This is a genomic window from Dyadobacter sp. OTU695 (genome assembly GCF_038440355.1).
Taxonomy (GTDB): domain Bacteria; phylum Bacteroidota; class Bacteroidia; order Cytophagales; family Spirosomataceae; genus Dyadobacter.
Window position 1 is genome coordinate 235,825 of sequence record NZ_JASATN010000009.1, and the last position, 26,733, is coordinate 262,557.

General features: G+C 49.3%; 25 protein-coding genes. 11 read left to right on the forward strand and 14 right to left on the reverse strand.

Annotated elements, in window-relative coordinates:
- Positions 1-36 precede the first annotated feature (36 nt).
- A complete protein-coding gene (locus AAHB90_RS18285; RefSeq protein WP_342086638.1) occupies positions 37-2,001 on the reverse strand; it encodes a TonB-dependent receptor plug domain-containing protein in 1,965 nt (654 codons plus the stop codon).
- A 67-nt stretch (positions 2,002-2,068) separates the two neighbouring features.
- Between AAHB90_RS18285 and pdxR the strand changes: the two genes are divergently transcribed.
- From pdxR to AAHB90_RS18305, 4 genes are all read left to right on the forward strand, one after another.
- On the forward strand, positions 2,069-3,556 hold the full coding sequence (pdxR, locus tag AAHB90_RS18290) for a MocR-like pyridoxine biosynthesis transcription factor PdxR (RefSeq protein ID WP_342086639.1): 1,488 nt from the start codon (positions 2,069-2,071) through the stop codon (positions 3,554-3,556).
- An 84-nt stretch (positions 3,557-3,640) separates the two neighbouring features.
- On the forward strand, positions 3,641-4,993 hold the full coding sequence (locus tag AAHB90_RS18295; protein ID WP_342086640.1) for a D-arabinono-1,4-lactone oxidase: 1,353 nt from the start codon (positions 3,641-3,643) through the stop codon (positions 4,991-4,993).
- 61 nt (positions 4,994-5,054) lie between these two features.
- On the forward strand, positions 5,055-5,729 hold the full coding sequence (locus AAHB90_RS18300; protein WP_342086641.1) for a TetR family transcriptional regulator C-terminal domain-containing protein: 675 nt from the start codon (positions 5,055-5,057) through the stop codon (positions 5,727-5,729).
- A 2-nt stretch (positions 5,730-5,731) separates the two neighbouring features.
- A complete protein-coding gene (locus AAHB90_RS18305; protein WP_342086642.1) occupies positions 5,732-7,033 on the forward strand; it encodes an ABC1 kinase family protein in 1,302 nt (433 codons plus the stop codon).
- Between the two features lie 30 nt (positions 7,034-7,063).
- Here AAHB90_RS18305 and AAHB90_RS18310 read toward each other — a convergent pair whose 3' ends face one another.
- Together AAHB90_RS18310 and AAHB90_RS18315 are read right to left on the reverse strand one after the other, a co-directional pair.
- Positions 7,064-8,206 (reverse strand): AI-2E family transporter, encoded by a 1,143-nt coding sequence (locus AAHB90_RS18310; RefSeq protein ID WP_446717914.1) that lies wholly within the window; start codon positions 8,204-8,206, stop codon positions 7,064-7,066.
- A 23-nt stretch (positions 8,207-8,229) separates the two neighbouring features.
- A complete protein-coding gene (locus tag AAHB90_RS18315; protein WP_342086644.1) occupies positions 8,230-8,682 on the reverse strand; it encodes a GNAT family N-acetyltransferase in 453 nt (150 codons plus the stop codon).
- A 135-nt stretch (positions 8,683-8,817) separates the two neighbouring features.
- On the opposite strand from AAHB90_RS18315, the gene AAHB90_RS18320 reads away from it, so the two are divergent.
- On the forward strand, positions 8,818-9,765 hold the full coding sequence (locus AAHB90_RS18320; protein WP_342086645.1) for a 3',5'-cyclic-nucleotide phosphodiesterase: 948 nt from the start codon (positions 8,818-8,820) through the stop codon (positions 9,763-9,765).
- Positions 9,766-9,794: 29 nt separating this feature from the next.
- Here AAHB90_RS18320 and AAHB90_RS18325 read toward each other — a convergent pair whose 3' ends face one another.
- The 4 genes from AAHB90_RS18325 to AAHB90_RS18340 form a co-directional block, all read right to left on the reverse strand.
- Entirely contained in the window at positions 9,795-10,694 is a 900-nt protein-coding gene (locus tag AAHB90_RS18325) for a DUF72 domain-containing protein (protein WP_342086646.1), read from the reverse strand.
- Positions 10,695-10,772: 78 nt separating this feature from the next.
- A complete protein-coding gene (locus AAHB90_RS18330; RefSeq protein ID WP_342086647.1) occupies positions 10,773-11,288 on the reverse strand; it encodes a phosphoheptose isomerase in 516 nt (171 codons plus the stop codon).
- A 238-nt stretch (positions 11,289-11,526) separates the two neighbouring features.
- Positions 11,527-12,738 (reverse strand): glycoside hydrolase family 130 protein, encoded by a 1,212-nt coding sequence (locus AAHB90_RS18335; protein WP_342086648.1) that lies wholly within the window; start codon positions 12,736-12,738, stop codon positions 11,527-11,529.
- A 28-nt stretch (positions 12,739-12,766) separates the two neighbouring features.
- Positions 12,767-14,596 (reverse strand): sodium:solute symporter family protein, encoded by a 1,830-nt coding sequence (locus tag AAHB90_RS18340; protein WP_342086649.1) that lies wholly within the window; start codon positions 14,594-14,596, stop codon positions 12,767-12,769.
- 229 nt (positions 14,597-14,825) lie between these two features.
- Here AAHB90_RS18340 and AAHB90_RS18345 point away from each other — a divergent pair, with 229 nt between their 5' ends.
- Entirely contained in the window at positions 14,826-15,710 is an 885-nt protein-coding gene (locus AAHB90_RS18345; RefSeq protein WP_342086650.1) for an AraC family transcriptional regulator, read from the forward strand.
- 117 nt (positions 15,711-15,827) lie between these two features.
- On the opposite strand, the gene AAHB90_RS18350 is transcribed toward AAHB90_RS18345, so the two are convergent.
- The 4 genes from AAHB90_RS18350 to AAHB90_RS32820 all read right to left on the reverse strand — a co-directional run bounded on the left by AAHB90_RS18350 (position 15,828) and on the right by AAHB90_RS32820 (position 18,035).
- Positions 15,828-16,895 carry a branched-chain amino acid aminotransferase gene (locus tag AAHB90_RS18350; protein WP_342086651.1) on the reverse strand — a complete coding sequence of 356 codons (1,068 nt, stop codon included), beginning with the start codon at positions 16,893-16,895 and terminating at the stop codon, positions 15,828-15,830.
- 143 nt (positions 16,896-17,038) lie between these two features.
- Entirely contained in the window at positions 17,039-17,599 is a 561-nt protein-coding gene (locus tag AAHB90_RS18355; RefSeq protein WP_342086652.1) for a cob(I)yrinic acid a,c-diamide adenosyltransferase, read from the reverse strand.
- A 9-nt stretch (positions 17,600-17,608) separates the two neighbouring features.
- Positions 17,609-17,767, reverse strand: a complete 159-nt coding sequence (locus AAHB90_RS18360; RefSeq protein WP_342086653.1) for a hypothetical protein — start codon at positions 17,765-17,767, stop codon at positions 17,609-17,611.
- Positions 17,745-18,035 (reverse strand): BrnT family toxin, encoded by a 291-nt coding sequence (locus AAHB90_RS32820; RefSeq protein ID WP_446717913.1) that lies wholly within the window; start codon positions 18,033-18,035, stop codon positions 17,745-17,747. The genes AAHB90_RS18360 and AAHB90_RS32820 overlap by 23 nt, the downstream gene beginning before the upstream one ends.
- A 109-nt stretch (positions 18,036-18,144) precedes the next feature.
- On the opposite strand from AAHB90_RS32820, the gene AAHB90_RS18365 reads away from it, so the two are divergent.
- The 3 genes from AAHB90_RS18365 (at position 18,145) to AAHB90_RS18375 (ending at position 20,575) form a co-directional block, all read left to right on the forward strand.
- Positions 18,145-18,657, forward strand: a complete 513-nt coding sequence (locus AAHB90_RS18365) for a hypothetical protein (RefSeq protein ID WP_342086654.1) — start codon at positions 18,145-18,147, stop codon at positions 18,655-18,657.
- Positions 18,658-18,665: 8 nt separating this feature from the next.
- A complete protein-coding gene (locus tag AAHB90_RS18370) occupies positions 18,666-19,937 on the forward strand; it encodes an S-adenosylmethionine:tRNA ribosyltransferase-isomerase (RefSeq protein ID WP_342086655.1) in 1,272 nt (423 codons plus the stop codon).
- Positions 19,938-20,017: 80 nt separating this feature from the next.
- A complete protein-coding gene (locus tag AAHB90_RS18375; RefSeq protein WP_342086656.1) occupies positions 20,018-20,575 on the forward strand; it encodes a Uma2 family endonuclease in 558 nt (185 codons plus the stop codon).
- Between the two features lie 5 nt (positions 20,576-20,580).
- On the opposite strand, the gene AAHB90_RS18380 is transcribed toward AAHB90_RS18375, so the two are convergent.
- Positions 20,581-22,362 carry a family 43 glycosylhydrolase gene (locus AAHB90_RS18380; protein WP_342086657.1) on the reverse strand — a complete coding sequence of 594 codons (1,782 nt, stop codon included), beginning with the start codon at positions 22,360-22,362 and terminating at the stop codon, positions 20,581-20,583.
- Between the two features lie 148 nt (positions 22,363-22,510).
- On the opposite strand from AAHB90_RS18380, the gene tyrS reads away from it, so the two are divergent.
- The gene (gene tyrS / locus AAHB90_RS18385; protein WP_342086692.1) at positions 22,511-23,806 is read left to right on the forward strand and encodes a tyrosine--tRNA ligase; all 1,296 of its coding nucleotides are present in this window, start codon (positions 22,511-22,513) and stop codon (positions 23,804-23,806) included.
- Positions 23,807-23,832: 26 nt separating this feature from the next.
- Here tyrS and AAHB90_RS18390 read toward each other — a convergent pair whose 3' ends face one another.
- Positions 23,833-25,053: an NAD(P)/FAD-dependent oxidoreductase gene (locus AAHB90_RS18390; RefSeq protein ID WP_342086658.1), complete on the reverse strand. Its 1,221-nt coding sequence runs from the start codon at positions 25,051-25,053 to the stop codon at positions 23,833-23,835.
- Positions 25,054-25,548: 495 nt separating this feature from the next.
- Between AAHB90_RS18390 and AAHB90_RS18395 the strand changes: the two genes are divergently transcribed.
- Positions 25,549-25,824, forward strand: a complete 276-nt coding sequence (locus tag AAHB90_RS18395) for a hypothetical protein (protein WP_342086659.1) — start codon at positions 25,549-25,551, stop codon at positions 25,822-25,824.
- Positions 25,825-25,827: 3 nt separating this feature from the next.
- On the opposite strand, the gene AAHB90_RS18400 is transcribed toward AAHB90_RS18395, so the two are convergent.
- A complete protein-coding gene (locus AAHB90_RS18400) occupies positions 25,828-26,643 on the reverse strand; it encodes a metallophosphoesterase family protein (protein WP_342086660.1) in 816 nt (271 codons plus the stop codon).
- Positions 26,644-26,733: the final 90 nt, after the last annotated feature.

Below are 26,733 nucleotides of genomic sequence, written 5' to 3' on the forward strand. Positions count from 1 at the left end.
TTTGAATATACGAACTCCTGCAAAAACAATGCCGCGTTACTTCACAAAATTGAAACGTACACCGCCCATCAGCCATCTGCCGGGCATTACGGAGCCAAGTATATCGCTGTATTGCTTGTCAAATGCATTATCTGCCTGAACAAACACGGCCAGCTGACGTTTCAGGAAGGCATATTCGGCCCTGACGTTGAGTAAAAAGTAATTTTTTGAAATAGCGGCTTCGATGGCCAATGCTTCACGTTCCGCCCGTTTTTTGTACAATCCATTTACGCTCATGGAAAAATTGCCGACCTGGTAAATGGCCGAGAAGTTGGCGAGGAATTTGGCGTGCGACGAAAGGTAAAAAGACTGGACCTGGCTCTTGTTGTCGCTGTCGAGCCAGGTAAGACCTGCGTTGAAAATCAGCTTCTGGTTATCAGAAATGGCGTTTGCCGATTGTATATCGAGTTCGAAACCGGTTGTATTCACCTCGGCGATGTTTAATGCGAGTCCGAATGTACCGGTCGGCGAGAGGTTATCCTTACGTGGCATTTGCGCGTAGGGTGTCGTCACGTAATCGATCAGGTCTTTCTGGCGGCGCTGGAAAAACGTACCCGAAACTTTAAGTTGTGAGGTGGGGCTGCTGGTAAGGAACCAGTCGGCACCTGCTTCGTAGCTGAACGATCGCTCGGCCTTCAGGTCGGGGTTGCCGACGCTGCCACCGGTGACGAGTTTTTTTGCGTAGTTATTGAAACGTTCCGTGAAATCGGCATCGCGGATGGTTTTGCCGGCGCTTGCCCGCAGCTGCCAGCTTGATTTTTTGTAGGATAAATTGATTTGGGGTGAAACTTCGGTGCCAATGCTTTCACGCCAGTCCATGCGAACGGAAGGCGTTACGGTAAAATGCTCACCAACACTTTGCACGACTGAAACGAATGGTGCGAGCTGGTTCAGCGTGTGGTTGCCGCGGTCGTTGGATTTAATGTTGCGCTGCTGGAAATTGACGCCTGCGATCAGGTTCGTACCGGGAGTAAGCGCTTGCTGTAAAGTAGCCAGTCCCTGCCATAGTTTCGATTTGCTGCTGTTCGCGATGGAATGCGGGTTAAAAAGGTAGGTGTCCTGCACCGATTTATATCCCCCATCGATTGAAAAGGCTGTTTTGTTCTTTTGGTAGCTTAACCTGACCTGGTTCCACGACATTTTGACCTTTTCGCTGGCTGTGTCGGATTTCAGTACTGTGTAGAAGTTCTGAGCTGCGAAATCCCGGTGGTCGTAAGCGCTGCGAACAGCCAGGTTCCAGCTGGGAGAAATCGCGTAACTCAGCGATAATGAGGCGGTATTGTTATGGAAATAACCTTTAATGCCCCGCTGCTGAACACCGGATGCATTGTTTGATAAAAATCCGCCTGAAACTGCCAGCCTGTTGCGCTGTACAAACGCGCCCACATTGGCGTTGAACAAGCCATATTCACCGACACCGATACCGCCGTTTACCTGGGTTTTCTGAACGCCGTTGTCTTCTCCGGCACCCGACATCCGGGCTGCATTCAGCCGAGCTGCGAATGTTTTGGAAATCACGTGAATAACCCCGCCAACGGCGTCGGAACCGTACAAGGCCGACGAAGCGCCTTTCAAAACTTCGATCCGCTCGATTTCGGCGGGTGAAATGGGGATGTAGCTATTGAAATGGCCGGTATTGGGATCGTTGAGGCGAATGCCGTCAAGGATTACCAGCACTTGCTGGAATGTGCCACCACGCAGAACGATGTCGCTTTGCGAACCTTGTGGGCCGCGTGCCTGTATTTCAACGCCCGGCACGTAGCGGAGCAGGTCATCGATGCTGTGCACAGGCAATTGCTGAAAGTACTCGCCTTTGATGACTGCAATATTCCGGCCCGTTTGCGAGGCCCGCTTTTCCACAAGCGAAGAAGTGACCGTCACCGGGTCAAGCGATATTTCCTGGGCCAGGGCCAGGTTTGCGATGAATAGTAAAAGAAGGGTACCTGAGTAATGTAGTTTCATAGGGGGAATGATTTCGATACAAAACTATTATCTTGCCGGCCCGTTTATATGCTCCGGTTTAAATCTAATGAGTAGTCCGGTTGAAATACCTTTCAAAAATGTAATCCTGCTGGACCGTGCGTCCGGCACGCCTGTTTACTTACAAATCGCGCACCAGATGATCAACGCCATTCAACGTGGCGTGCTCGTCACGGGTGTGCAACTGCCTGGTACACGGGTGCTTGCGGAGATGTTGGATGTGCACCGTAAAACCGTCGTAGCCGCCTACAACGAACTCGACGCCCAGGGGTGGATCGAGATGCTGCCCAACCGCGGAACTTTCGTGACGCGGAGGAGTCCGGTCATCCGGGGCAGCGCATTGCCCGCGAACGTGAGCGATCTGAAACAATATCCCCGGCAGACCGGCTTTGCATTTGAGGAAAGCATGCTGCTCGACAGGCCTGTTTCGCTTTCCCGCGTGGACCTCGAATTCACCGACGGCCTGCCGGATGTCCGGCTCGCGCCTATGGATAAGCTTGCGAAGGCCTATTCCAGTGTTTTGAGAAGGAATAACAACCGGAAATACCTTACCTACTCGCATGTGGAAGGAAACATGTGGTTCCGGGAGCGGTTGGCGACTTACCTGAACAACACCCGCGGCCTGCATATCGGCGCGGAGAATATCATCACGACTCGTGGCATCCAGATGGGTATTTACCTGGCTTCGACCTTGTTGCTGAAAAAGGGCGATAATGTTGTCGTGGGTGATCTGAGCTATTATGTTGCTAATATGATCTTCCAGCAGGCAGGTGCAAATATCCTTTCGGTGCCTGTCGATGATCAGGGTATTTCGGTGGAAGCGGTGCGGCAGCTTTGTGACCACACACCGATCCGGATGCTGTACATCACCCCCCACCACCATTATCCGACGACCGTCACACTGAGCGCAGAGCGGCGGGTGGAGTTGCTGAATTTATCGGTGAAATACGGGTTTATTATCCTGGAAGACGATCACGACTACGATTTTCATTACAACAGCAGCCCGGTACTTCCGCTGGCGAGTGCCGACGGGGCGGGTATGGTGGTGTACGTAGGTTCGTTTTGCAAGGCACTGGCGCCGGGGCTGCGTTCGGGCTATGTGGTAGCGCCGCAGAATCTGATCAGGGAACTGGGTAAAATGCGACGGATCATCGACAGGCAGGGTGATTTAATGATGGAACAAGCATTAGCCGAACTGCTCGACGAAGGTGAGATCCAGCGTCATATCAAGAAAGCCCAAAAGGTTTACCACCAGCGGCGCGATTTGTTTACCGAATTATTGGAAAGCGATTTTAATCCTTACCTGACATTTAAAGCGCCACCAGGCGGGCTGGCAATCTGGACCGAATGGCGGCGCGACATTAATCTCATGCGTGTGAGTAAGGAGTGCCTGCGTGAAAACCTGCATTTACCGCAGACACTGCTTTTTCAGACAGGCCGCCTCAGCGCCATGCGGCTGGGGTTCGGTAATTTCAACGAGAGCGAGTTGCGGGAGGCTATCTCCATTCTAAAAATGGCCCTGGAAAAGACGGGCTAATAACATTGGGCATCGGTTGGAATGCTGATTTATTCAATTAATTTGGGATAAATTCCTATTCGTGCACTTCAACCTGGCTACCGCATGAACAAACGTACTTTCATCAAACTTTCATCCGCATTAATGACGGCTCCCTTACTTTCCCCGCTGAGCGGCTGGGCTCATGGCGACAAGCTCCGCAACTGGGCGGGCAACCTGGAATACAGCACAGAAAAGCTGGATTCCGGCAAGAATTTGCAGCAGGTTCAGGCGATCGTCAGGAAATACCCCAAACTAAAAGTGCTCGGCACGCGACATTGTTTCAACGACATTGCGGATACGAAAGACCAGTTTATTTCGGTGGTGGATGCGGAAGTGCAGATGCAATTGGACACCAAAAATAAAACTGTGACCGTGAATGGCGGGCTGAAATATGGCCAGTTGGCGCCCTACCTCCACGAAAAGGGCTTTGCATTGCATAATCTGGCTTCGCTGCCGCACATTTCCGTCGCGGGGGCCTGTGCTACCGCTACGCACGGGTCGGGGGAAAAGAACGGGAACCTGGCTACGGCGGTGTCGGCGATGGAGATGGTAACTGCGGATGGTGAGGTCGTAAAATTGAACCGGGAGAAAGACGGGGAGAAGTTCAACGCGGCTGTCGTTCATTTGGGGGCATTGGGAGTTGTGACGAAGCTTACGCTCGATGTCCAGCCTACATTTTTCATGGGTCAGGTTGTGTACGAGAATTTGCCATTGAACCAGTTGAAAGAGCATTTTGATGAAATAGAATCCAGGGGGGACAGCGTAAGCCTGTTTACAAACTGGGCTACCGATGACATCACGGAAGTTTGGATTAAGTTTAAAACAAATAGTAACAAACCTTTGAAAGCATTACCGGAGAAGGAAATGTTCGGGGCGAAACTGGCCACCAAAAACATGCACCCAATCCCCGAACTTTCTGCCGAAAACTGCACGGAGCAAATGGGCGTGCCGGGACCGTGGTACGAGCGGATGCCGCATTTTAAAATGGGTTTTACACCCAGCAGCGGCAAAGAACTGCAAACGGAGTACTTTGTGCCGCGGAAGAATGCAGTGGATGCGATTTTAGCCATTTCCAAAATGGGCAGCCAGATCAGCCCGCATCTGTTTACCTCCGAAGTACGGACCATTGCCGCAGATAACCTTTGGCTGAGCCCCTGCTATAAACAGGATTCGGTTGCGATCCATTTTACATGGAAACAGGATTGGCCGGCCGTGAGCAAGCTGTTGCCGGTGATCGAAAAGGAACTGGCACCTTTTAATCCGAGGCCGCATTGGGGCAAGTTATTCACCATCTCGCCGGGTTTGCTGGAAAAACGATATGAAAAACTGCCGGAATTTAGGGAGCTTGCTGCGCAAATGGACCCGAAAGGGAAGTTTCGTAATGCGTTTTTGAATTTGAATGTGTTTTCGAATTAAATAGCTGCCAGAAGCGTTTACCTAACGTGACTCATCTTCCATAAGTAAACAAATACTTCTGATGGCTACCAAAACGAAGGCGCTACCACCAGCAAGCGTGGACCTCACTGCCGACAAGATTACCGAGTTATACATGCATTACTGCCTGGAAAACCACAAGAAGCCGGAATCGGTGTACCTGTTTTCCAAAGAGCACGGTTTCGCTGAAAGGGATTTCTACAAATTCTTCACTTCCATCGATTCGCTTGAAAAGCGCGTTTTTGTGAGTTTTCATAACCTGGCCGTGAACCTCATCAGCCAGAGCGGCGAGATCGAAGGAGCAGGTTTTCGGGACAAACTTTTAGCTTATTATTTCACATTGGTTGAAATCCTGACTGCCAACCGGAGCTATGTGGTTTTTGCATTGAAGGAGGAAAAGAACAAGCTGAACGGTATTCTGAAGTTGAAAGAATTCCGCAAGAGTTTTAAAGAATACATCCATGAGATCAGCGATGGCTACCTGAAAACCAGGAGCGAGCGCATCCGGAAAGCACAGCAAGATGCGCTGGAAGAGGGTGCGTGGATTCAACTCTTGCTTACTTTGAAATTCTGGATCGATGATGAATCCGTTGGTTTTGAAAAGACGGACCTTTTCATCGAAAAATCGATCCGAGCTACATTCGACCTGATCGATACCACGCCGTTGGAAAGCGTGATCGATTTCGGGAAGTTTCTCATTAAAGAAAAATTGAAGTAGGAATGGAGACAATTGACAGCATACCTACTTCTAAAATACGACGTGCCACCCGGCTTATTTCGACAGGCGTCAAGATCGGGGGAAATTACCTGAAATATTACGGCGAGAAGATCACCAGCCCGGAAACGGCCAGGGATAATCTCAATAACAACAATGCCGAGGATATTTACGATAGCCTCAAAAGTTTGAAAGGCAGTGCTTTGAAACTCGCTCAAATGCTGAGTATGGAGAAGAATTTCCTGCCGCAGGCTTACGTAGAGAAGTTTTCGCTTTCGCAATTTTCAGTACCGCCACTTTCGGCGCCACTGGTCGTGAAGACGTTCCGCAAATATTTCGGGAAGTCACCGCTGGAACTGTTTGATACTTTCAACCCCAATGCGATCAATGCAGCGAGTATTGGCCAGGTGCATAAAGCTACGCATCTTGGCAAAGAGCTGGCTGTGAAGATCCAGTACCCGGGTGTTGCGGAAAGCATTTCGTCGGATCTGGCGCTGGTGAAGCCCATTGCGATGACAATGTTCAACATTCAGGCCAAGGATTCGGACAAGTATTTCAAGGAAGTGGAAACGAAGCTGACCGAGGAAACGAATTACATTCTTGAAATAGCCCAGAGCACCGAAATCGCCGAGGCTTGCGAGCATATCCCGAACCTGCGGTTCCCGAAATACTACCCGGAATTTTCTAGCGAGCGTGTGATCACGATGGACTGGATGAGTGGCAAGCATTGGTCGGAGTTTTGCAAGACAAATCCTGACCAGGACACCGCTAACAAGATCGGCCAGGCATTGTGGGACTTCTACATGTTCCAGGTGCATCAGCTCCGTAAAGTCCACGCCGATCCGCATCCGGGTAATTTCCTGATCGACGAAAACGACAACCTCATCGCCATTGATTTTGGTTGTATTAAAGAAATCCCCGAGGAATTCTACGTACCTTATTTTGAGCTTGCCGAGCCGGAGAATCTGAACAATCCCGCGGTTTTTCATGCCAAACTGGTCGAACTTGAAATTCTGACGGACAAGGACACTCAAGCCGAAACCGTTTATTTCTCGAATTTATTCCGGGAGATACTCGCATTGCTCACGCAGCCGTTCCATTCCGAAGTATTCGATTTTTCGGATGAGGAATTCTTTTTGAAACTGGCCGCATTGGGCGAGAAATATGCCAATGATAAAGAGCTGCGTAAAATGAATATGAATCGCGGATCCAAACACTTTATTTACATCAACCGCACATTCTTCGGACTGTTCAGCCTGTTACATGACCTTAAAGCGGTGGTGGATACCAAGCAATTTGTAAGCTGACACCCGTAATCATAACCAGTCGTGATAATTTCACGGCTGGTTTTCTTCGTCAGGGTTGTCGGCTGCCGGGCCGCCGGGCGACTTTTTCAGGTTTACGAAACGGAAAAGGTTGTTATTTGCCTGCTCGGGCGTCTGGTCACCGAGCAAAATACCCCAGGGTTCCAGTCCCGGTACCCGATCAAAAATGACTTTCATCATCGCTATTGCCGGAATCGAAAGGAACATTCCCGACAAACCCGCGAGCGCCCCGCCTACGAGCACACCTACGATCGATACCAATGCATTGATCCGCACTTTGGAACCGACTATGAACGGGACGAGAAAATTATTGTCGATCACCTGCACGGCGATGAATACACCTACAACACCGAGTAGCACATCGACCTGGGGATGGCTGATAAATGTGACCATTACTGCCAGAGCGGTAGCCACGAGGCCGCCAATGTACGGCACCAGGTTCAGGATCGCCGCCATCACACCCAGTAAAATGGCATACTGCACGTTCAGTACGAGCAAACCGGCGGAATTCAGCACGGCCACCGCGGTGGTTTCGAGCAGCAATCCGACCATGTAACTCTGGATGATCGATTTAATTTGTCCCAGGATTTCCAGCACGCGATGCTTTTGTTCTTCCGCGAAAAGGACTACCGAAAAATGGATCAGCATGGCCCGGTAATAAAGCAATAGAAAAGTGTAAATAGGAATGAGGATCAAAGTGCCGAGCGGGCCTGTTACCGCGCCGAGTGTTTCCGGACCCTGAAACGTTTCCAGCGTTTTACTCTGCGCATTTTTCAAATATTCGGCTTGCTGGCGGTAGCTCACACTGTATTCCCGGCGAATCCACCGGCGCGCGTCGCGGTACACGTGATCGATATTCCTTTTCAACTTGGGCCATTCATCCGAGAAATCGGCAACCTGCATCGAAATGAGCACGGTAACTGCCGAAACGATCAATACGGCAATGGTTAGTGCCAATGTGATGGCGATCAGTTTTGGTATTCCTATTCGCATAAGCCACTGTTCAAGCGGCCTGAGCAGAACAGCCAGCAAGCCTGCGAGTGCTAACGGAACGATAATGTCCTGGCCCAGGTAAATTGCAACCATGATGATGCCGATAGCCAGGAGGGTCAGGGAGAATTTTTGGTAGAAGGGAGGAGAAGAAGTTTCCACTATGTGTCAGTTCGCGTAGTAAAAGGTTAAGATAGGATTTTCCCCAAACAAACACTCCGCGATTCTTCCGGAAATTCCCCGAAATGCGGTATGTCGTTGTATCCTAACTTCCGGTACAACGCAATGGCCTCTGGCTGGCCTTTCCCCGTTTCGAGGATGATGGTGTCGTAACCTAGCTCTTTTCCCCAATTTTCAAGCGCTTCAACTATGAGCGAAGCAATGCCTTGGCCGCGGAAGCCGGGCGTCACAAACATGCGTTTGAGCTCAATGCGCCCGGCGTCGAATTGCTTGAAACAGCCGCAGGCGACGGCGACGCCATTTTCGTAAACCAGCACGACGGTTGACAGACCGGTAATGCGGTTATATTCTTCGTAATCCTCTTTTTTGGTGTTATAAATGCTGCAGAGTTCGGTATCGAGCTCATTGGTGAGATTTTGAAAATCGGGGTTATCGCTGGTGGTGCGGATGATTTCGGGCATCGGCTCAGGTATTTAAACTTTCGAGTGTGCGAAGATAGGCATTTGCATTGTTCGACTTTTATTTGACGATCTTCCGAAACGCGATGTAGTTTTGCGTCGCGGGCGTTTCAGGGCCGTTTTAATCCTTCGAAGAATATGCGAAAAATAATTGCCGCTTTCCTGTTATCAGTCCTGTCTCCGCTGGCGTTTGCGCAAAAGGGTTTTAAAGTAGTTCCGTTAGGTGTGAAGGGCGGTACCGCGGATGGGAACCTTTCCGCATACATGCTTGCCCCCGCGGGCTCGGATGCTTATGTGTGCCTGGACGCAGGAACAGTAAGTAACGGTATTGACAAAGCGATCGGGAAGAATGCTTTCGACGTGAATGCGGAAACGGTTTTGAGAAAATATATCAAAGGCTACCTCATTTCGCATCCTCATCTGGATCATATTTCGGGAATGATCATCAATTCGGTGGATGATACCGTGAAGCAGGTTTATGCGATGGAGCATTGCATTAGCGTGATGAAAGCGCATTACTTCAACTGGCAGAGCTGGCCCAATCTGACGAACGACGGTAATGCACCCGCGCTGAACAAATTTCGTTATCAGCCAATGCGCGAGAATGTGGAAACGCCGGTTGTGGGAACAGAAATGACCGTCAGGGCCTTTCCGCTGATCCATTCCAGGCCGTATCTGAGCACTGCTTTTCTGATCAAAAGCGGGGAGTCTTATGCGCTGTATTTCGGCGATACCGGGCCCGACAGCGTCGAGAAGACGGACCATATGCAGTGCGTCTGGACGGTCGTGGCGCCGCTGGTGAAGTCAGACCAGTTGAAAGGAGTCTTTCTGGAAGTTTCCTACCCAGATGCGCAGCCCGACCGCCAGCTGTACGGGCACCTGACGCCGAAATGGTTCATGAAGGAGTTCGGGGTGCTGGCAGAACTGGCTGGAAAAGAGCATTTGAAAAACCTGAATGTGGTCGTTACGCATATTAAACCAACCGGAAATAACGAAGAGACAATACGCAGGGAATTAAATGCCGAGAATGCCCTTGGGCTGCGGCTGATTTTCCCTGAACAAGGTGTAAAATTCGAATTGAAATAATAGCAAAAGGCGGGACGACCCGCCTTTTGCTATTTGAATAAGGTAACCTGCCCGCTCGCTACTCTCGGGTCGTAGGGCACTTGCAGTTCCATTCCCAGTTCTTTGTTCAGTTTTTGGATCAAATACGAGGAGAGCAAAGGTGATGCTTCCTCATGGTTCTGGTGGACAAAGAAATAGATATTCTGAATCCCTTCCTCGGTCCACAGTTTCAGCCTTTCGAACCAATCATCGAGGCGGGTGTAATCCGAATCGACATTGGCGCCGTTGTAGCGGATGAATGCGGTGGGGGTTGTGAGCCGCATGTGCAGCAAATCGCGCCGCCCGGCCGAATCGGTCACGATATGCGTGATGTTTTTCTTTTCCAGCAGACTGTAAAGATCTTCGCTGTTAAAAGAGCCGTCGTACCAGCCCGTATGGCGCAATTCGAGTGCCAGCGGAAAGCCCGAAGGCCATTCTTCGAGATAGGCCTTCAATATTTCCCAGTTTTTAGGGCCGAAATTGTCGGGCATTTGCAGGAAGAGCATACCGAGTTTATCCTGCAAATGGGCAATGCCGTCGAGGTATATTTCGGTCGGTTCCTTCGCGTCTTTCAGCCTCTTCCAATGGCTGATACCCTGATGCAGCTTGGGAAAGAACTTGAAACCCGCCGGTGTCTTGGCATACCAGGTTTCGATAGTTTCGACCGGGAAGTTATTATAAAAGGTCGCGTTCAGTTCAATGCTGTTGAATTGCGTCGCGTAATACGCCAATTCGTCTTTGGTACCTTTTGGGTAAAAACCCTTAAGGTCGGTTTTGTTCCATTTGGCGCACCCGATGTAAATCCCCGGTTTTCCGGCTTTCGCCGCATTCAGCAATGCTTTGTTGGCGGGAGCTTCCGGCGGCAAACTGAAATCGATGTTATCGGGATTTTCAACTTTTCCGAATTTCATGACTGGCTTGGGTTAGGATGAATAATTACAAACCTGGCAAGCCAGTGAGACTTGCCAGATGTTTGAATGATGACGGGATTATCTTCCGAAATCATCCTGAACACGAACGATGTCGTCTTCGTCGGATGGGTTGGAAGGATCTGTATGCTGCCAGATTTCAGCCACGAAACCCCATTCGTTGACGCCCACCAGGCGGTGGCGCTCACCTTTTTTGAGGTTAATGACCGTACCGATCGGCAATTGCTGCAATTCGGTTTCTTCGTCGGTATCGCTGATCACAATGCCGGCGCTTCCACCGATCACTTTCCATATTTCGGCGCGGCGGTGGTGATATTGCCACGAAAGGCGTTTGTTGGGAGCCACTACGAGAATTTTAGGGCTTAATTTTTCATAACCTGCAAAGTCGGCCAGAGACAAATGCGGGAAAAATGTGGAGATGAATTTCGGTGCCTGGGTTTCGTCGAGCACAAAGAAACCACCCCATGGACGTGAATGGTCTTTCGCTACAACCGTGAAGCCTTGCTCATCAATAAACTGTTGTACTTTTTCGAAAACCTCATTTTTATCGGCATCGGCCGTAAACGATTGTATCATAACAATAGTAATTAGTGAATCAGGTGAATTTCAAAATTAGGATAAAAAACAAAAAGATGCCCCAAAATATTCAGGGCACCTTTTGAATTAAATCTACTAATTTATACTATTTGTCCCACCATACCTTCGTGGTAAAGTCATCGGGTAAAGTAGCGCCTGTCTGGGATTAAGTTCAAATTTTACTTGAATGATCTTTCATCAGCGTTCGGCGGCTTATATACGTCGTTGTTCGGGTGCCTTAAGACATCGAAATCTTGCCGCTCTCTGAATAGCCAACGGAGAGAAATCGAAGGTTCCGCCGGATCAGCGCGGCGAGGGTGTTGCGGGAAGTGGCGGTAGTGAGACCATCGGATGGCGTATGGAGAACGTAGTCGAGAAGCCGTTCTACCGATGTGGTGGCAACATGCAGCCGCGTGTCGGAAGCGCCATAGTAAATGAATACAGAGCCGTCGTCATCAACGATCCAGCCGTTTGAGAATACAACATTGGAAACATCACCGATGCGTTCGGCACCTTCGGGCGCGAGAAAATAGCCTCCGGGCTTGCAAATGACTTTTGCAGGATCGGCAAGGTCCGTCATGAACAGGTAAAGCACATAACGCAAGCCGGCGGCGGTTTGCCTCACGCCGTGGGCGAGGTGCAGCCAGCCGAGCCGGGTTTTAATAGGGGCAGGCCCCTGGCCGTTTTTCGCTTCGTAGACTGTGTGGTATCTCTTCGGGTCTATCACGGTTTCGGCGGTTATCTGCGCATGCTCGATCTGGGAAGCCAAACCAAGTGCGATGCCTCCACCTCGTCCGGCCTCGATGAACGAATCCTGCGGACGGGTATAGAACGCATATTGGCCGCCGATAAACTCGGGGTGCAAAGCCACGTTCCGCTGCTGGGGTGATGGCGTTTTCAGGTCCGGAAGCCGTTCCCAGGTACGCAGGTCCCGTGTACGTGCGATCCCGCATTGCGCGATTGCCTGCGATTCGTTGCCCGGGGCGGCGCAGGGGTCTTTACGTTCGGTACAAAACAGCCCATAAATCCAGCCATCTTCATGTGCAGTGAGCCGCATATCGTAAATATTGACGTCCGGGTCGGAGGTTTGGGGCATATCAAGCGGAAATTCCCAAAATTCGAATCCGCCAGTACCGGTAATGCTTTCAGCGACTGCAAAAAACGACTTCCGGTCGTAACCTTCAACCCGCACGATTAGCAGGTATTTTTCATTGAGCTTAATGGCCCCGGCATTAAAAACCGCATTGATCCCAAACCGCTTCATGAAATAGGGATTACTGCCGGGGTCGAGGTCGTATTCCCAGAAAACCGGTACGTGTGCTGCCGTGAGTACGGGGAATTTGTAGCGGTCGTAAAAACCGTCGCCAGAGTCCAGCATTTGGTTGGGTGTTTCGATCAGTCGCCGCCTTTCACTTTTGATGCGCTGAAAACGCTCTTCGAAGATAGTCATGGTTGACTTTGTCAGAATTGTTCGATAATCACCGGTGGGGCAGATGTTTGTACCAGGTCTTCCAGAGAATAGCAGAGAGTATCAGAAAAACAGCCGTCGAAATGAAAGTTTCGGCTGGCATTTTAAGAATACCAAAGACTGGTACGGCCGTGATGGCGGTTTGCGCGACGATACCGGCGGCAACGTTGAAAAGATCTCTTGTAAACTGCCTGTTAGGTAAAAACAACGGGTCGCTTTTACGGACTTCCTCGCGGACCGGTCCCCAGAATCCCCAGGGGTTTACTGTCCGGTAAAATGTTTTGAGGACTTCCATATCGGCCGGTTTCGTAGCCAGTGACCCCACTACTGCCGCAACAGCCGAAATAGCCAGAATGAGCGGGAAGTAGTAGAGCGGCAAAGCTCCTGCAAAAATATACGGGCAAGCCAGTGCGCAAACGATACCGGCGGCCATTCCCCAGAAAAAGCCGGCACTGTTGAACCGCCACCAGTACCATTTGAGCACATTGGAGGCAATATATCCTCCGTACAAGGCTGACACGATCCATTGTAGAATGCTGTTGACATCCTTGGCCAGCAACCCTAGCAGAATACTGATGGTCACGATCACAATGCCGGAAAGGTAACTTACGCGACTGATCTGCCGGTTACTTGCATTAGGATTGAAAGACCGCAGGTAAATATCATTGACAAAATAGGCTTGGGCAGCATTGAAAGTGCCCGCAAATGTACCCATGAACGCACCCATCAGGGCGATTAACACCAGGCCTAGCAAACCCGAAGGAATGTAAGTATTGAGTACGGCCGGAAGTACTTTCTCAAAATCGGTATCAATGGCCGCCGAAATATTGGGTTGCCGGAAATAAAGCAGCGCAAAAACGGCAATGCCGGTAATAAAAAGGTACCGTGCGGGTAGCAGCACGATGTTGACGATCATACTCATCAGCGCCGCTTCCCTCGGGGAACGGGTCGAGAGGATTTTCTGCATGTCGTAGTTCGGGGCGGGGCCGGCGAGGCTTGCCAGCACACCTTTGGCGACCATTAATGTGAAGAAATAGCCGAACGGAGCAAAGCTGTCGTTTTGCAATTTTCTGGCGGCGGCGGGTAAATGGCCCGCCCAGTCGAGGCCTAGTTCTTTTCCGAAAAAAAGGTCGGTCCAGCCGTGTGGTACAGGCAGGCTGGAAACGCCCGGTAGTGCCGTATAGGCCATGGCGGCCACCGATACGCACACGACTACCATGATCAGGTAATGCAGCATGTCGGCCCATACGATGCTTTTCATGCCACCCAGCAGGGCGTAGCAGGCAGTAAACAGGGTGAAAAGGACGCCATAAAAATGAGCAGTGTAACGAATTGGTAAGTTGAATGGAAGAAATGTCCTGAGGATCTCCCAGGGAATAAAGATTTCGATGAATTTTCCAAGTCCTATAAAACCGTATGCCATAAAACTCATGCAGGACAGCAATGCGAAGACGATAATGATCTTATGGGAAAGCCCTGTCCCGTGTCGGTCGCCGAAACGGAACAGCATCCATTCCGCGCCGGTGGATGCATTGGAGCGCCTTAGCCACATCGAGAGGTATACCATCATGAATATCTGGTTAAATACCGGCCACAACCACGGTAGCCAAATGCTCTTCACGCCATACACTACCATAATGGCGACCATCCACGCTGTGCCGGAAAGGTCGAACATACCCGACGCATTGGAAATGCCAAGCATCCAGAACGGCATGGATTTCCCTCCCAGCAGGTAGTCGTTTTTACTTTTTGACGCCTGCCGTTTCAGGTAAATACCAATCAACGTGACCGTAATCAGGTAGAGTAATATGACGAGGAGGTCGATTGCTTTGATTTTCATCGGTGAGTCAGCAAATCGATCGGCGCCTGACACAAACTTATTGACAAAACCGGGGCAGGGTATAGTACTTTTTTATCCATGATTAGACCAATACTAACAGTTTATAGGATTACAGGAAGGTTGAAGAATGGTATTATTGACAATTAATATTTAAATTGTTACCTCATTATCACATAGCGGATCGATACGGGCCGCCTTGTCAATTTAACTTAAAAATACAATTTAGCCTATGAGTGAAATCTACAGAGAAATTACCCCACTTACCCAGTACGATTGTTTTACTGTCTTTGACCGAAAAAAGACCGTCTTCGACTTCCCGCTACACAGCCATGAGGAGTTTGAGCTGAATCTGATCCTTTCGGGAAAAGGCGTGAAGCGGGTGGTTGGCGATCATACCGAAGTGATCGACGACGCCGAACTGGTGCTGGTGGGGAACAATCTGCCGCATGGCTGGCTTACTAATGCCTACCGGTGGCATGAAGGCATGCCTGAGATCAAGGAAGTGACCGTGCAATTCCACCGCGATTTATTCGACGACAAGTTCCTGGAACGCAACCAGCTGTTTTTTGTTCGCTCATTGTTGGAAAAATCGGCGAAAGGAATCGCGTTTTCGAGGGATACGATCGAGCGGATCAAGCCGAGACTTATCAGCCTGGCACAAAAGAGCGGTTTCGATTCCATGCTAGAGCTGATGTCTATCCTGCACGACTTGTCCGTTTCGCGTGATATGCGAACGCTTTCCAACAGCACTTTTACGGATGAGAATGTTAATTACAACAGCCGCCGCATCGAAAAGGTATTCGCCTTTATGCGCGACAACTATAACAAGGACGTGGATCTGGCAGGTGTGGCGAAGCTGGCGGGAATGTCGGAGGTGTCGTTCAGCAGGTTTATCAAAAAGAGAACGGGCAAGACATTCGTTGAAAGTCTGAACGAAATCCGGCTGGGGCACGCGTCACGGTCACTGATCAATACTACTCATACAATTTCGGAGATCGCCTACAAATGCGGGTTCAATAACCTTTCTTATTTCAACCGGATTTTTAAAAGCAGGAACGGCTGCACGCCGAAGGAGTTTCGGGACAACTATTCCGGGACGCGGACATTTGTGTAGGGAGTTCATGAGTCTAGAGTTTATGAGTTTAAAGTTTAGGGAGTAAAAAAGTAAAGAGTTCAAAGCGCGGGTTAGCCCTACTTTGAACTCTTTACTTATAAACTCTCAACTCATAAACTAGACTTTCAACATCCAGCCGAAGATATCTTCTTCCTTGCCGGTGCGGAGGTTGGTCAGGTAGGTTTTTACTTTATTCACGAATGAATCTTCTTTGATTTCTGGCAGGGCGTAATCCACGCCTTCGTACGCGATGGTTGCGAACGGAGAAATGACTACGGCAGTTCCGGCACCGAATGCGGCTTCGAGCTTACCGGCTTTCAATGCGTCGATGATCTCTTTTACAGTGATACGACGCTCTTCCACGGGAATGCCCCAATGCTCCGCGATAGACACGATGCTTTTGCGGGTGATACCGTCGAGCGTGGTTTCGGAAACGTGCGGGGTAAGCAGTTTACCGTCCAGCATGAACATGATGTTCATCGTACCCGATTCCTCGATGTACTCGTGATTGCGGGCGTCGGTCCAGATCAGTTGGTCGTAACCTTCCTGCTGGGCCAGTTTTGCCGGGTAGAGCGAACCTGCGTAGTTACCTGCGCATTTGGTAGCACCCACGCCGCCTTCGGCAGCACGGATGAAACGCGTTTCCACTTTCACACGCGGAGGTTTCGCATAATAGGTGCCTACCGGGCTTGTGAAAATGATGAAATAATATGAATCCGATGGTTTGACGCCGATATAAGGGTCGGTAGCAAACATGTACGGACGGATGTAAAGCGAGCAACCGGGCTGAGATGGCACCCAACCGGCGTCCAGTCGAAGCAGCTCGGTAAGGCCGTTCATGAAGATCTCTTCCGGGATCTGCGGCATGCAAAGGCGCTCGGCGGATTTGTTAAGGCGTTTCCAGTTATCGATGGCACGGAAAAGCAGCACTTCACCTGCATCGTTTTTGTAAGCTTTCATCCCCTCAAAAATAGCCTGACCGTAATGTAGCGCGGCGGTAGCAGGACTAAGTGAGAGGTCGCCGTAAGGGACGATACGCAGGTCTTGCCATTGTCCGTTTTTGTATTCGGCGATAAACATATGGTCGGAGATGTTCCGTCCAAAAACGAGGTTGTTGAAGTCAACCTCCTGCAAACGGGATTGGGTGGTTTGCTGAACTTCTATTTGTACTGTGTCGGCTGTCATGATGCCAAAAAATTTAATTTTTCAAACGCTTTCCGAAGCTTATACTTTGAAAAAAGGCAGGATTTGGAGATCCCGGCGCATTCTTCCTAAGTCCCGCAATTTAAAGAATTTAATCTATAAATAATTGATATTTAGTATAACAATTATTTTTGCCGGGAAACCCTCGGCTGCCACGTAACTTCTTCAATTCCCAGCTCGTGGGTCATGGCGCGGCAGAGCATAAATAGGTAATCGGAAAGTCGGTTGAGATAGCGAATTACAACAGGTTCTACTTCCTCACCCTGCTGCAAGTGGATTACTGCGCGCTCGGCCCTGCGGCAGACCGTCCTTGCAATGTGCCCGAAAGAAACTGACTGATGCCCACCCGGCAGGATGAACGACCGCAACGGAGGCACTTTTGCATCGATCGCGTCCATTTCCTTTTCCAATAGCGTAACGTCTTCGTCGTGCAAGTCCGGTAGTATTTTCTTCTTTTGATCGGGCTCCGAAGCGAGGTGCGAGCCGATCGTAAACAGGCGATCCTGTATTTCTTTGAGTAGGTCTTTCCGGCCTTCGTTCACGGGCAGGTCCCGAAGCATTCCGATGTAGCTGTTCAGTTCATCGACCGTCCCGTACGCGTCTATGCGTACGTGCGCCTTACTCAGGCGCGTGCCGCCAATAAGGGCGGTGGTGCCTTTGTCACCGGTTTTGGTGTAGATTTTCATGCGGTGGAATTAAGCCTTTGCTTTCTTTGCGGACTCGGCTTTGATGAGTTCTTCCAGGGTGTATTTTACAGTCTCCTTGTTAAGGAAATCTTTCTCGATTTCACGCATTTCTTCTGCGGTATGACTGTTTTTGATAACGGCGATTTTATTTGCCTTTAATGTTTTCATGGTAGTATCGGATAGTCTGTTTGTTGGCAGGCCAGCAGCTTATCGGCCTGATCAGTCCTTCGTTAGTCGTAAATACAACGACTTTTATTATCTGCGAGTTTCCCTTGCCTATGGCGTTGAAGCGTTGCTCGCCGGCTAATCTTGTTCCTTCCCTTATAACCAGAAACGGGTCGTCAAAGACACTTTCGACCTCGTCCACTGTATTTTTTCTTTCAGGATGATCTCCGCTAATATGTTTTAGGTTGTTTGAATCCCATTCGAATTGCATTGCCGGAATTGATAATGTGTGTTAATACAATTAGGTTTTGGAAGCTCCCCGACCTAATTTTGCACCCGATTTACTATGGCGAAAAGACCTCTATTTAGGTTACCAATTCATGAAAGTTACAACATTTGCAATAAAGATCTGGCGCTGGGCTTCTTTATTATTCGTTATCGGGGCGCTTGTCTGGACCTATTCACTTTTCCCCGAAATGGTCGCTGTCGACTTCGCAGATAGCGGCCTGGCGGAACGCTATGTCGATAAGGAACACGTTTTTTACATTGTAATGGGGCTTTTTCTCGTGAACAACGTACTGATCACCGGCATTGCACGGCATATCCCGAACGTGGACCCGATGAACCTGCCGATCCTGAAGCGTAAAGAATGGGCGCAACACCGTTCCGAACTCAACGAGCACCTTACCAATTGGTTGTTTTGCCTGGTGGCCGTGATCAACACCATCGTAGGTTTCAGCTTGCTGGCATTAGCGACGATCAATAGTACCAGCTACAAAATGGACGTATTCGATTTCTCCTGGCTCTACTATGCCAGCCTTGCACTCGTGTTGTTCGTTTTCCTGCTTCCGTTGCGCCTCCTTTGGCCTCCGGTGCACGACGATAAATTGTAATGCTGCCGATGGAAGGTAAAAGGACAGATAACGCAAATTCGGACGCATTATGGCGGCGAGCGGCTGAGGCGATTGATTTGCAGCGCTACACATACGAACTGCCTGACAATCGCATCGCAAAATACCCGATTGAAACCCGGGACCAGTCGAAGCTGATGGTCTACCGGGATGGAGAAGTCAGCCATTTACGGTTTACAGACATTACCTCGCAACTACCGGAGAACACCCTGCTGGTTTTCAACGATACCAAGGTAATCCCTGCGCGGGCACATTTCAGGAAGGAAACCGGGGCGGTTATCGAGGTCCTGCTACTGCATCCCGAGCTGCCTACCCGCGTGATAAACGATGCCATGCTGGTGAAGCATTCCTGCGTTTGGGAATGTATGATCGGAAATAAAAAGCGTTGGAAAGCAGGCGATACGCTCGCCAGCATTATCCAGGTGAATGAGTTGCCTGTCAGTTTGCAGGTTTCCTATCACGACTATGAGCAGAATCTCGTGCGATTGACCTGGGACGCGGATGTCACCTTTCTAGAATTGGTCAAGGCATTGGGTGAAATTCCATTGCCGCCTTACCTGAATCGCGATACCGAGGAGCCCGACAAGGAAACTTACCAGACCGTTTATGCGCACCACGACGGGGCCGTTGCCGCTCCGACAGCCGGATTACACTTCACGCCGCGCGTTTTCGATGCGTTGGCCACAAAAGGCATCCGCAGGTCATTTCTGACATTGCACGTGGGAGCTGGAACTTTTCAGCCCATTAAAGTGGAAAAGGTCATCGAGCACAGGATGCATTCCGAGCAGGTGGTGTTTACAAGGACGCTTATCGATGAATTGCTCCAATCTGTCACTCACATTGTCCCGGTGGGCACCACGTCCCTGCGGTCGCTGGAAAGCTTGTACTGGTTTGGTGTGAAGCTTTTCAAAAAAGAAACGACGGTTTTCAACATCGAAAAACTCTATCCGTATCCGTGGAATGAAGAAGACCTGCCTTCTGCAAAGGCATCGCTTCAGGCCATTGCCGACTACATGGACGAGGCGGAGCTGAATGAGGTGGTAGGTGAAACGGAGATATTCATTTTTCCTGGTTACCGTTTCAGATTATGCCGCGGGATAATTACTAATTACCACCAGCCAGGCTCTACACTCATTCTCCTCGTCGCGGCATTTGTTGGAAACGACTGGGAAATGATCTATTCCGAAGCATTAAAGAATGATTACCGCTTCCTAAGCTACGGCGATTCCTCGCTCCTCTGGCTAAATGACGATGCTTCCTAGTTTCATTTGATGATCTTATCCTGCAATTTGTTGTTAAAAAACAGTAAATTATGGGATGTGTTAAGCTAATTGACCGGAGGATGACTGTCGAGGAATACTTCGAGCTGGAGAAAAAAAGCGAGATCCGCCATGAGTACTATGATGGCGGGATCTACGCTATGGCAGGTTCGACTTTGAACCATAACCGAATTGTTGGGAAAGTCAGGAACCTTTTAAGCAGCCATTTTTTGCCGCGCGGATGCGACGTATTTTCTGAAAACGTCAAAGTAAAAGTTTCAGACATTTATTACCCTTATCCCGATGTCGTGGTCACCTGTGCGCCGGTTGACATTTCCGGGACCTACGTCGTTCAGCAGCCTACCATTCTGGTCGAAGTAGTATCAAAACACTCGGAAACGAGAGACCGAAGGTTTAAACTGAGACAATACAAAACGATACCTTCTCTGAAATATTACCTGTTGGTTTCTCAGCATGAATATGACGTCGAATTGTATTCACGGTCGGAGGGGAATGATCTCTGGACCTGGCGCTCTTTTGAAAATTTGGAAGATGTAATCCGCTTTGAGGCATTCAATCATGAGATCGCCCTCAAAGCGATTTATGAAAACATCATTTTTGGGCCAGAAACCGGGCAATAAAGCACCTATTTCACCGACACAACCTTACTTACCGCCGAAACGCCATTTTCATTAAATGCCTCAATAGCAAAATAGTAAGGTACGCCCACATTCAGTGCCCGGAGTTCAAAAGTATCCGGCTCGTCGTTCCAGAACTGGTGGGTCTGGTAAAGCTTGTCGGGCGCAATGCCCCATAGCACATTATAGCCAACGGCCCCCGGTACTTTCTCCCATTTCAGATCTGCATTTCGTGCGTCCTTTTGGCGGACAGCAGTGAAGTTCGCAGGTGTTTGCGGTGCTTCCCCAAAGCCATTTCCGAAAATCCGGAATTCGCTGATGGCCAGTGTCGGCGAAGCCACGTACACGTGCTCGTAGCGCACATAACGCGCACGCACGGGTGCCGAGAGCTCGATATAGGCGCACGGACGGTCGCGCTTGGGCTCTTTCGTGAGGTCGCTTGCGAGGTCCCATTTTTTGCCGTCTTTCGAAGTCCAGATCTTGAATTGCGTGTATACTTTTTCAGGTTTGTTGTCGAAAATGTCGGATTTGTAATCGGTATAATTGACTTGAATGGCTTTCACTTCCTGCTCGGCCTGCAAATCGATCGTCAGTGTCTCGCCGGGCTTGTTTTGTTTCGCAGCCCAGAATGTCCGTGGATTCTCGTCAGTAATTTTTGCGGCGGCCATGGTGTCAAGCGTGGAGGAAGCTGTTGCAGGCTTTTTGTAAGACAATAACATCCACCCGGTGAAAAGCTCGTCGCCTTTGCCTGTCCAGGTTTTCGTAGGCATCTTGTGCGGGAAATCCCCGAAGCGCGTGTTGGCAAACATCTGTCCGTCTTTGTCGAATCCGGCGGCATAGCGCACGATGCGGCGTTCCATGGCCCAGTTCAGGCCGATCCAGGACGTTCCCGTGTTCCAGTAGTTGCCGAAATTGTCCTGAAATGTGTTGCCATGCCCGGCGCCCGTCGCGAAACCGCCCGGTTTATAGGAAACCGGGTTGTAAGGTGCATAGGTAAATGGCCCCAGCGGTTGATCGCTTACATACGTGCCATTAGCATACACATTATATTCCGTACCCGGCGCACCATATTGCAGGTAGTATTTGCCTTTGTGTTTCGTCATCCAGGCACCTTCTGTAAATGGTTTGAATGGGTCCGAATGATTGGGCCCGAAGCGTTCCCAGCCGTGCTCATATTGGTTCAGCCAAAACATGGACTGGTACTGTCCCTTGAATGCGAGCCGTTTGGAATAGTCCAGTTCCGAGCCGAAAATGGGATACACATTTGAAGAACCCCAGTACATATACCATTTATCGGTATCCGGGTCGTGGAATAATGCGGGGTCCCACGGGCCGATGTCCTTTGGTAACCGGGGTGTCCAGCGGTTATAGAATTCCCAAATGCCTTTTTCAGGCGCAACAGAATAGAGTATTGGCCGCGATTCGAAGGTAGATTGGAATAAAAACAATGTATCATGTACAGAAACCGCCGCGGGCGCGCACATGTCCTCGAAAGGCCAGCGGTTGGCGGTCAGGTATTTCCAGTTGATCATGTCTTTGGAATGCCAGTACCCGCCCGAAATGGTCACAAAGAGAAAATACTCGCCTTTGTGGTTGATAATCACCGGGTCGGCGCCGGAGCGGTAGCTGATATTGTCGTTGAGCTGCTCGAAGTTGTATTTGTAATCGATGTCCATCGGATTACAGTAGGTGCTCTGGGCAATAACCTGCATTGCATTAAGACAGAGTAGTAACCCAACGAATATTCCGAAAACGCGTAACCTCATGATTTTGATGATGATAGGGTGCATATTATTCTTTTAATCATGCAAAATTACCTGTTTTTGACTTAATAATCTTCCACGTGCGCAAAACCATCCTGTCTTTAAGAAGTTTTAAAACTGATAACCTTTACCTTTGCGGTCGATTTTGAAATAAGCAACAGTTTTTAGAATGGCGATTGATTTTATAGAGGAACTACGCTGGCGGGGCATGCTGCACGACATGATGCCGGGGACGCACGAGCAACTTCAAAAGGAGATGACTTGCGGTTATATCGGTTTCGACCCGACGGCTCCTTCGCTGCACATCGGTAACCTGGCTACCATCATGCTATTGGTGCATTTCCAACGGGCAGGCCACAAGCCGATCGCATTGGTGGGTGGTGCTACGGGAATGATCGGCGACCCTTCTTTCAAGGCGGCCGAGCGGTCGTTTCTCGATGAGGATACACTGCGGATCAATCAGGAAGGTATCCGCAAGCAGCTCGAATCATTTCTGGACTTCAATTCCGGCGAAAATTCGGCGGAAATGGTCAATAATTACGACTGGTTCAAGGATATCAGCTTTTTGCAGTTCCTGCGCGATGCCGGTAAGTATTTGAGTGTGAATTATATGATGTCCAAGGATTCTGTGAAAAAGCGTCTGGAAACCGGCATTTCTTTTACCGAATTCTCATACCAGCTTTTACAGGGCTACGATTTTTATCATTTATATAAAAACAAAAATGTCCGGCTGCAAATGGGCGGTTCGGACCAATGGGGCAACATTACGACCGGTACGGAGATTATCCGCCGCAAGGAAGGTGATGATGAGGGCTATTTCAAAGCATATGCGTTGACTACGCCGCTCGTGACCAAGGCCGACGGTTCGAAATTCGGAAAAAGCGAGGGCGGTAATATCTGGCTCGATCCCGAACGGACATCACCTTACCAGTTCTATCAGTTCTGGCTCAATCAGAGCGACGAGGACATGCCGCGTTACCTGCGGGTTTTCTCGCTGAAAGGCCGTGAGGAAATCGAGGCATTGGAGACAAGCCACGCTGCCGAGCCGCATTTGCGCATTATGCAAAAGGCGCTGGCATCCGAGCTGACGATCCGCATTCACTCGCAAAAAGCGTACGACCTGGTGTTGAAAGCATCGGAAGTTTTGTACGGCAAGGCGACATTGGAAACGCTTCAGAGCATTGCGGAAGATGAGTTTGAAGCAGTATTCGAAGGCGTACCACAAACGGAGATCAACCGTCAGGAATGGGACGAATGTGCCAACATTACCGATCTGGTTTCAACTGCAACGCGTTCCGAAGTGTATGCTTCCAAAGGTGAGGCACGCCGTGCGATCCAGCAGAATGCGGTGAGTGTGAATAAATCAAAAGTGACTTCGGCGGAACAGCCGCTAAGCGATTTCGCATTGCTGCAAAACAAGTTTTTGCTGATCTCGAAAGGAAAGAAAAACCACCTGATTAAGGTAAGTTAATATTTTTTGAACGGCTTGGCGGGCGATTATGACTTGTCAAGCCGTTCGAAACTGAAAATAGCGGCGTCCTTATTTTTCTTTCCTGCGATAAGGTCCGTAATGATCCCGGCGGCGATAATGCTGAACAGAATGCCGTTCCCGCCAAATCCCAAAGCGAAATACGTGTTCGGGTGCTCTTTCACCGCTCCTATAAACGGTAACCCATCTTCCGTCTCCGCAAAAGTGCCGCACCAGGTATAATCAGTCACAAACGGCAGATCGGGAAACATGCTCCGCGCATTCTTTTCCAGTTCTCTGGACTTTCGGTTAAGCAGTTTGTCCCTCTTTACAGCGCTCTGGAACATTTCGTCCTTGCCGCCGATCAGCACGCGGTTGTCCTCAGTTGTCCTTAAATACAGATAAGGCCTGGCGCTTTCCCAAAGCAACGCATTCTCGTACCATAACTCTTTCTTTTCGGGCATGGGCTTGCTCACGATCGCGTAGGAAGAATGCAGTCGCACGAAGTTGTGCGATATCAGCTTTTGGGATTCATAACCGGCCGCGACGATCAATTTTTTCGTTTTTACAATACTTCCATTGTCCAGCACCAGCGTAACGCTGCCGCGCTCATGTCGGATGTCGGTAATCTCGACGGTGTCATATACACGCGCGCCTTTGTGAATGCATTCCTGCAAGAGCGCATGTGTGAGCGCGTAGGCATCTACCTGCGCGGCGTCATGCGAAAGGATCGCCCCGCTTTTGCGAATACCTGGGAAATGGGAGCGTAATGTGGCCTGGTCCCACCATTTGACATTGATACCGATCTTTTTGCGCGCCTCATATTCTTTTTCCAAAAGCGGCAGATCATCCTTATTGGAGGCATAATACACGCTTTTCACGGACGAGAAGCCGGTTTTAACCTGCAATGAATTCACAATTTCGCGCGCTTTGTGAATGGCCTCTATGCAAAGGAGATAACTGCGTACGGCATGTTTTTCCCCAACCAGGCCGATCAGGTCCGTCAGCATGGTATCAATTTCGTATTGAAGCAATGCCGTGGAGCCGGATGTGCTCCCCATTCCGATATGCCGTTTTTCCAGTACAACTACCGGGAAACCAGCCTGCGTAAGATGCCACGCAAGCAATGCGCCGGTAATGCCGCCGCCCATAATCACTATTTCCGCTGTTAGGTTTTCTGATAAAGCTGGGTAAGCATGCAGCGCCCCATTTTTGTAAAACCAATGAGGTTGCCCACTGAGTAGATCCATCGAGTGTTTTTGTTGACTGAATGAATCAGGTGGTTAAAATTCTGTACCAGGGCGTTTTGGGTGAAGCGGTATTTTAGGTCTATTCAATCTATGATGGAATGATCTAATGCATTAACAGGGGACCCGCAGAGCCTTCTGTTTTTTGCGAGAGTTTCATTATCTTTTTTAGTTTTGAAAATAAGTAACAAATAATTTGTAAGATTTTCATACAAATACTATATTTAAATGTCAAAATCATTTAGTTCTATCGAGGAGGCATTTGCCTGGTTTTTGGAAAACGTATATAAAAATTTACCTGCTGACGAAAAAAAGGGTGAACTGGTCAGCGCATGGCGAAGCTTTACATTCAACCAGGGAATTTCTCAGAAGAGAATGATCTCAATTTTAGAGCGATATGGATTCGACGTCAAAATTTTAGTGACTTATAAAAAGTAAATTTTTTTGTACTGAATTTGTAAGATTTTCCTACATTTTTCACTATATGTCACTATCGAAATGATCATCAGATCCGAACTAAACGATGAGTTCAAATCTTTTACAGATGCCGAAGCTCAAATGCTCTCTCAGCAACATGAAATGCTAAGCGAATTTTTCAAACGGGATGGCAGCGCCGAAATTGTAGACTCCCTAAACACGTTGGTAGAGGTGTTTCTGTTCACAGAAAATATGGAAAATGTGACGCCCGAAATGCGCATACACATTGCGAATCAACTTCGGGTGGTGACGTTGATTACAAAGCTGGGTGAGACGATCGTCAAATGGAAGTCGTAATCTTCAACTTTTTCCGTTAAACGTGTTCAAAATCGGCGCTGCGGTCGGGTTGTATTGATAGGATTGCCAGGTGTGGTCATTGTAGATTTCAACAATGCGGTAACCTTTGTAGGCGGTTCCCCAGTTGCCGCCGAAATGGCCGTCGAAAAAATAAGGCTTTTTGCCGTAGATTTTGGTGCTATCCTGGTCGTGGTCATGGCCGTTGAAGATCGCCTTCACGTTTGGAGTGTTTTCGAACAGTTCGATCACTTCCTTGCATTCGATACCGTTGACGGTCCATTTGGCCGGGGTAATGTGCAGGAAAACGAAAATCCCCTTTTTGTCCTTGTATTTGGTGAGCTCGTTACGAAGCCAGTTGGCGTCAGGACATACGTATTCGCCTTTTTCATTAGAAGTGTCGCCTACCACGAACGCATATTCTCCCTTGGCAAAACTGTGGTTGGTAGGGTAGCCCCAAGTGCTTTGCCACACATCCAGCCCCACTCTGTCGTGGTTGCCCCGACTCACATAAAAGGGCACACTCAGGTTCGAGATCGTATTCTTGAAATCGTATAATAATGTCGGATCGTCGTGGATGAGGTCGCCGTTCAGAAATAGAAAATCTACACCTTTTTGTAACTTTTCGCGGTTTACCCAGCTTACCAGATCGGAGTGGAAAGTCTTGAACTCGGTGTTAGCCTGTCCGTAATGTCCGTCGGAAGCGACGATGAACCTTAGCGAGATATTAGCAGCAGGTTGCGCTTTTACGGGTTCCGACAAATAGGTGATTCCGGATAATGCAGGCAGGAGTTTAAGAAAAGACCGTCTCTGGAAAGTCATGATTTAACGGGTTTGGATGAACTGGGAATAGGGGTATCTTCTACCTTCAAAAATAGCTATTCGTCCGTGATATTTCCTTAATCTTGCGTG

Excerpts from the sequence above, each read along its gene's own strand:
- AAHB90_RS18390 (WP_342086658.1), bottom strand. The coding sequence starts at position 25,053 with ATGGATCTACTCAGTGGGCAACCTCATTGGTTTTACAAAAATGGGGCG.
- AAHB90_RS18325 (WP_342086646.1), bottom strand. The coding sequence starts at position 10,694 with ATGAAATTCGGAAAAGTTGAAAATCCCGATAACATCGATTTCAGTTTG.
- pdxR (WP_342086639.1), top strand. The coding sequence starts at position 2,069 with ATGAGTAGTCCGGTTGAAATACCTTTCAAAAATGTAATCCTGCTGGAC.
- AAHB90_RS18400 (WP_342086660.1), bottom strand. The coding sequence starts at position 26,643 with ATGACTTTCCAGAGACGGTCTTTTCTTAAACTCCTGCCTGCATTATCC.
- AAHB90_RS18350 (WP_342086651.1), bottom strand. The coding sequence starts at position 16,895 with ATGACAGCCGACACAGTACAAATAGAAGTTCAGCAAACCACCCAATCC.
- AAHB90_RS18380 (WP_342086657.1), bottom strand. The coding sequence starts at position 22,362 with ATGCACCCTATCATCATCAAAATCATGAGGTTACGCGTTTTCGGAATA.
- AAHB90_RS18335 (WP_342086648.1), bottom strand. The coding sequence starts at position 12,738 with ATGACTATCTTCGAAGAGCGTTTTCAGCGCATCAAAAGTGAAAGGCGG.
- AAHB90_RS18330 (WP_342086647.1), bottom strand. The coding sequence starts at position 11,288 with ATGATACAATCGTTTACGGCCGATGCCGATAAAAATGAGGTTTTCGAA.
- AAHB90_RS18395 (WP_342086659.1), top strand. The coding sequence starts at position 25,549 with ATGATCATCAGATCCGAACTAAACGATGAGTTCAAATCTTTTACAGAT.
- AAHB90_RS18345 (WP_342086650.1), top strand. The coding sequence starts at position 14,826 with ATGAGTGAAATCTACAGAGAAATTACCCCACTTACCCAGTACGATTGT.
- AAHB90_RS18340 (WP_342086649.1), bottom strand. The coding sequence starts at position 14,596 with ATGAAAATCAAAGCAATCGACCTCCTCGTCATATTACTCTACCTGATT.
- AAHB90_RS18375 (WP_342086656.1), top strand. The coding sequence starts at position 20,018 with ATGACTGTCGAGGAATACTTCGAGCTGGAGAAAAAAAGCGAGATCCGC.
- AAHB90_RS18300 (WP_342086641.1), top strand. The coding sequence starts at position 5,055 with ATGGCTACCAAAACGAAGGCGCTACCACCAGCAAGCGTGGACCTCACT.
- AAHB90_RS18355 (WP_342086652.1), bottom strand. The coding sequence starts at position 17,599 with ATGAAAATCTACACCAAAACCGGTGACAAAGGCACCACCGCCCTTATT.
- AAHB90_RS18360 (WP_342086653.1), bottom strand. The coding sequence starts at position 17,767 with ATGAAAACATTAAAGGCAAATAAAATCGCCGTTATCAAAAACAGTCAT.
- AAHB90_RS18320 (WP_342086645.1), top strand. The coding sequence starts at position 8,818 with ATGCGAAAAATAATTGCCGCTTTCCTGTTATCAGTCCTGTCTCCGCTG.
- AAHB90_RS18295 (WP_342086640.1), top strand. The coding sequence starts at position 3,641 with ATGAACAAACGTACTTTCATCAAACTTTCATCCGCATTAATGACGGCT.
- AAHB90_RS18365 (WP_342086654.1), top strand. The coding sequence starts at position 18,145 with ATGAAAGTTACAACATTTGCAATAAAGATCTGGCGCTGGGCTTCTTTA.
- AAHB90_RS18305 (WP_342086642.1), top strand. The coding sequence starts at position 5,732 with ATGGAGACAATTGACAGCATACCTACTTCTAAAATACGACGTGCCACC.
- AAHB90_RS32820 (WP_446717913.1), bottom strand. The coding sequence starts at position 18,035 with ATGCAATTCGAATGGGATTCAAACAACCTAAAACATATTAGCGGAGAT.
- AAHB90_RS18370 (WP_342086655.1), top strand. The coding sequence starts at position 18,666 with ATGGAAGGTAAAAGGACAGATAACGCAAATTCGGACGCATTATGGCGG.
- AAHB90_RS18315 (WP_342086644.1), bottom strand. The coding sequence starts at position 8,682 with ATGCCCGAAATCATCCGCACCACCAGCGATAACCCCGATTTTCAAAAT.
- AAHB90_RS18285 (WP_342086638.1), bottom strand. The coding sequence starts at position 2,001 with ATGAAACTACATTACTCAGGTACCCTTCTTTTACTATTCATCGCAAAC.